Below are 5,559 nucleotides of genomic sequence, written 5' to 3'. Positions count from 1 at the left end.
CAAAATTTTACTTAGAAATGCCGATAAGTATAGTAAATATTAACCAAAACTTCACATTAGTATGGTTGATAGTTGATAGTTGATGGTTGATGGTTGATGTCCAGTGTCTGAATCACAGCAGTTACAAGAATTTAATTGACATAGATTCAAGTTTTTGATATAATTGCCTGCAAAAGGATATTTAAAATTGATTTCATTTGAAGAGGCAAAAACAAAAATACTGGAAACTGTTGTGACGGTTAAAGAAACTGATGAAATTAAGATTGTCGCATCATTAAATCGAATTCTTGCCGTAGATATAATCGCTCCTTTTGATATTCCATCTCATAATGATTCAGCAATGGATGGTTATGCCATTCAATACGAGGATATTAGTGAAATAGCCCCCTCAAGATTAAAGGTAATTGGTGAGTTACCCGCAGGAGGGTATTTTGATAAAAAGATTGAAGAGGGACAAGCAGTTAGGATTATGACAGGTGCTACCCTCCCTGAAGGAGCCGATACAGTCGTTATTCAAGAAGTGACAGGTCAGGAAGGTGAGTGGGTAACTATTCCCCCAAAAGCCGCTAAAAAATGGGCTAATATCCGATTTCAAGGTGAAGATATTAAACAGGGTAACCTGATATTAGACAAAGGTACCTGGATTAAACCACAAGAAATGGGGATGTTAGCCGCAATGGGATATACAACTATAAATGCCTTTAGAAAATTAACGGTTGCCATTGCTTCCACCGGCGATGAACTCCTTCTGCCTGGAGAAAAACGACCATCAGGCAAAAAATACGATAGCAATCGATACACTTTAATGGGATTACTAACACAATTGGGGGTAGAAATAATTGATCTAAGCATTATCAGAGATGATAAAGATGTTTTAAAGAAGAAATTCGCCCAGGCAAGTAATAAAGCAGATGCTATCATTACCTCTGGTGGTGTTTCGGTAGGCCAGTATGATTTAGTAAAAGAAGTAGTAAATGAATTGGGTAATCTGGAATTCTGGCAGGTGAATGTAAAACCAGGAAAACCTGTTTCATTTGGCAAGATTGGTAATTGTTACTTCTTTGGTTTGCCGGGTAATCCTGTTTCGGTAATGGTGAGTTTTATTAAATTTGTCCGATGTGCCCTTTTGAAAATGGCTGGTTATAAAGATTATGATAAAATTATCCAGTTTAAAGCTAAGGCTAAATTTCAAAGGACTAAAAAGGATAATCGAACAGAATTTCTAAGGGGGATACTTTCGCAAGGAAAAGATGGCTGGGAAGTGACCACAACCGGTCCTCAAGGTTCTGGGATACTTTCTTCCATGTTAGTGGCTAATTGCTTGATGATGATTTTACCAGAGCAAAATGAAATTAGAGAAGGAGATGAGGTGTGGGTCGAACCATTTAGAATGGGGTATTAAGTTTGAAAAAAATTTTTTTTGTTGACATAAATATAATTATAGGGTATAATGAAATCGTTATATTTTGTCGATAATATAAATAAAGAGAGTTTTTTTGTAAGGAGGATAAGATGTTTCGTAAGAAAATATTGTGGTTAATTGTTGGGCTAACATTTTTAGGACTAATAGTCGGAGATAGCAGGTCATCATCCGATAAAAATCAACAAATGTATGATGACATACGGCTTTTTACCCAGGCACTCTCTATTGTCCAGACTCAATATGTGGATATTGATAAAGTTAAGTCAAAGGATTTAATCTATGGAGCCATTAGCGGCTTATTAAAAAGTTTGAATGACCCACATACACGATTTATGACCCCAGAATCATATAAAGAGATGAAAGTGGAGACAGAAGGTGAATTTGGTGGAGTAGGAATTGTTATTGGTCTTAAAGATAATCAATTAACGGTTATTTCACCGATTGAGGAAACACCAGCGGCACTGGCGGGCGTTAAAGCAGGTGATAAAATTATGGAGATTGATGGAGTTACAACAAAAGATATTACCTTATTTGAGGCGGTTGGAAAATTAAGAGGTCCTAAGGGAACAGAAGTTACGATTAGCGTTGAAAGGGAAGGTGAAAAAGAATGGCTTAAATTTACGATTATTCGTGATATAATCAAAATCGAAAGTGTTAAATATGATATGATTAAGAAAGATATGGGTTATATTCGGATAACTAATTTTAATCAAAAGACACCAGATGAATTCCATAATGCCCTTTTAAAGTTAAAAGAAAAGGATATGAAGAGTTTAATCTTAGATTTAAGAAATAATCCGGGTGGGTTATTAGATTCAGCCGTGGCAGTGACGGATGAATTTTTATCCGATAAGAAATTGATTGTTTCCATTAATGGTCGCATTCCACAAATGAATCAAGATTATCAGGCAACAGATTCAGGGCTGGATGGTGATTATCCAATGGTAGTTTTAATTAACCATGGGAGTGCCAGTGGTTCAGAAATTGTTGCTGGAGCTATTCAAGACCCACAATATGAGAAATTTTTAATCACTAATAAGGTAGAATATGATAAATGGGCTAAATTGCTTGAGAATAAAGAGGATATTTCTATTAATGAGATAGAATCAGAAAAATGGCTTGTTAAAAGAAGAGTTGCTCCCCCACGAGGAGTTATCGTTGGTTTGCCAAGTTTTGGAAAAGCCTCAGTGCAAACAGTTATTTCACTCGCAGATAACTCCGGCATAGCCCTCACTACGGCTAAATACTATACACCTTCAGGTAAATCTATCCATGATAAAGGAATCATTCCTGATATTACTGCCGAAGAATATGAATTAAGTAAGGAAGATGCAGAGATGTTTAATAAGATAGAAAAAGAAGGGTATGTAAAAAAATTTATTGAAGAACATAATCCATATACAGAAGATGATATGAAAGAACTACTGGCTAATTTAGAAAAAGATGGGATAAAAATAAAAGAAGTGCTCCTTAAGAAAAAGATAGATATAGAAATCAGAAAAAAGGAGTTAAAAAAGGAACCTGTTTATGACCTGATTTTAGACACGCAACTTCAACGAGCAGTGGATATTCTTACTGCTTCACAGATATTTAATAATATGAAGACCTCAAAAAAACTTTAGTAAATACAAGCAAAGTTTTGTATAAACTGGTGTTTCGTGAATTTTTTATGATTTCTTTTGCCTTTAATCTTTGCGTTCTTTGCGGTTGATTTCTTTGTGTTCTTTGCGATTAAAAAAGGATAAATCGCAAAGGGCACAAAGTAGTAACGCAAAGGACACAAAGGGAAGAAAATAGGTAAAACATTTTTTATCAACTCAACTTCAAAGGATAAGTTGCAAAAAAATCATCAGGCTTTTGAGTCTAATTTTGCCATCTTTGAACAAAATAAACAGATTGATAAGGATAAAGAGAGCTTTAGATAGCCTCAATAGGAGCATAAAATTTACGAAAGTCCAGTTCATTGTTTGTTATTCATTCTACAAATGTAACTATTCAGCCACCAAGACACAAAGAATATAAAAATGTAATTATTCAGCCACTGATGGACACGGATTAACACGGATGAAATAGAATGAGTTTAAAATATGAAAAAAGAACTGAGGATGTGCATTTGAAGTCTACAATATTTTGGTTATGCTTTTTGGGAAAGAGTTTATCAAAAAACATAATAGATTGAATTATTAGCCTGGAAATATTCACCAGAATTGGAATACCCAATTAAAGTAAAATACACAGGAGTTATGGTTGGCGAATAGTAATCTGATCGAGGCGGATTAGCAGGGATAAAAAAATAAAATCAGTGTTTCATCTGTATCCATCTGTGGCTGAATAGTTACCTACAAATTACGAAATACGAATTCAAGGAGGAATAAAAATATGCAGTTTTTAGATGTAAAAACAGACTTTGCCTTTAAAAAGGTATTTGGAAGTAAACAATCAAAAGATATACTTATAAACTTTATAAACTCCGTGGTTAAATTCAAAGATGGAAGCATTATTGAAGATTTAACCATAGTTGACCCATATCAGATACCGTTACTTAAAGGGATGAAAGATACCTATGTTGATGTCAAGGCAATATTATCAGATGGTAGTGGCGTAATTATTGAGATGCAGATATTAAATTATGAAGGATTAGAAAAAAGGATTCTCTACAATGCGGCGAAGGCATATTCTACGCAACTTTTATGTGGTGATGAATTTTATCTATTAAACCCGATTATTGCTATCACTATTACTGATTTTGAGATGTTTAGTGAGTGGACAAAGGTCATCAGTTACTTCAGATTGATAGAGAAGGAGGAGTTAGTTGAATATAGTGGAGATATTGAATTAATCTTCATTGAGTTGCCAAAATTCAAGAAGGAAGAAAGTGAATTAAGTGATATTACGGATAAATGGATATATTTTATAAAAAATGCGGGTAAGCTAAATTACATACCCAAAACACTGGGGATGAGTAAAGAGATAAAGAAGGCATTTGAGATAGCCAATCAAGCAGGTCTGAGTGCTAAAGAATTAGAGATACAGCATAAAAGGAAAGATTTCATCTATATTCAAAAGGCATCGATTTCTTATGCCGAAAAGAAAGGGTTAGAACAAGGATTAGAACAAGGGTTACAACAAGGATTAGAACAAGGGTTACAACAAGGATTAGAACAAGGGTTACAACAAGGATTAGAACAAGGATTACAACAAGGATTAGAACAAGGGTTACAACAAGGATTAGAACAAGGATTACAACAAGGCGAATATAGGAAGGCAATAGAAACAGCTAAATCGATGTATAAAAAAGGGTTTAAATTGGAGATGATTGCTGAGATAACAGAACTTTCAGAAGAGGAAATAAATAGGGTTGTAAGACTAGCGAATTAGTGAATTATCGATTAGGTAACTATTCACCACGAAAGGCACGGAGAGCACGAAGTGAAATTTGATGAATTATCGAATTCATGAAGCTCAAATATTAACATATATGAAATTGGCAAATATCAAGGTTGGTCTAGTGATAAATTTCAATGTGGAAAGATTGAAAGAAGGCATAAAGAGATTTGTTCTGTAACATCTCCCTGCCCTTCGTGCTCTTCGTGGTGAATAGTTACTTGTTAATTTTGTTAACATCAAATATTAATTGTGAATTGATAATGGCTAATTGATAATTGTCAATTAACTATATTTGGACTTGTGGGTAACGATAAGCCTCTCAAGAGGGGAATACTGGGGGTGAAGGGAAAATTCGAGGTGTGTGAAGGCTAATAAAATCAACGCTCAAATTTATCCGAGAGTGTTCATATTATATTATACGAGGAGGAATAGACAAAATGAAAAAAAGTTTGATTTTAAGTGTATTCGTAGGATTAGTTATCCCATGTATTTTTGCCACAAAGACTTTTGCCCAAGATCTCTTTGAGCCGAATGACAGTTTTAATCAGGCAACGAAGATAGAATTAGGTCAGGTAATCACGGGTAATAACATTGCCCCAAAGCAAGATATAGATTATTACAGGATAAACATACCTAAACGAGGATTATTTAAGGTAACTGTAAGTGATGTAGCAAAGGAGATAGATTCGTTTTTAGCACTTTATAATCCTAAGAGAGAGCGGATACGCTATGCCTGGCCTCCAGATAAA

The 5,559-nt window shown here is 34.5% G+C and carries 4 protein-coding genes and 1 pseudogene; all 5 read left to right on the top strand.

Features of this window, described 5'->3' with window-relative positions:
• The first annotated feature begins 187 nt into the window (after positions 1–187).
• Complete coding sequence (glp, locus tag AB1422_16115) at positions 188–1,402, top strand: gephyrin-like molybdotransferase Glp (protein ID MEW6620834.1); 1,215 nt, start codon at positions 188–190, stop codon at positions 1,400–1,402.
• 110 nt (positions 1,403–1,512) lie between these two features.
• Positions 1,513–3,045, top strand: coding sequence for a S41 family peptidase (locus tag AB1422_16110; GenBank protein MEW6620833.1), 1,533 nt, complete (start codon positions 1,513–1,515; stop codon positions 3,043–3,045).
• A gap of 757 nt (positions 3,046–3,802) precedes the next feature.
• Positions 3,803–4,801 carry an Rpn family recombination-promoting nuclease/putative transposase gene (locus AB1422_16105; protein MEW6620832.1) on the top strand — a complete coding sequence of 333 codons (999 nt, stop codon included), beginning with the start codon at positions 3,803–3,805 and terminating at the stop codon, positions 4,799–4,801.
• A 73-nt stretch (positions 4,802–4,874) separates the two neighbouring features.
• Positions 4,875–4,988, top strand: a pseudogene (locus tag AB1422_16100) (GxxExxY protein).
• Positions 4,989–5,247: 259 nt separating this feature from the next.
• Positions 5,248–5,559, top strand: a 312-nt coding sequence (locus AB1422_16095; GenBank protein MEW6620831.1) for a hypothetical protein, incomplete at its 3' end; no start/stop codon positions are given.

This window comes from bacterium (assembly GCA_040757115.1).
Lineage (GTDB): Bacteria > UBA9089 > CG2-30-40-21 > CG2-30-40-21 > SBAY01 > JBFLXS01.
This window is presented reverse-complemented; position numbering and strand designations above follow the sequence as displayed.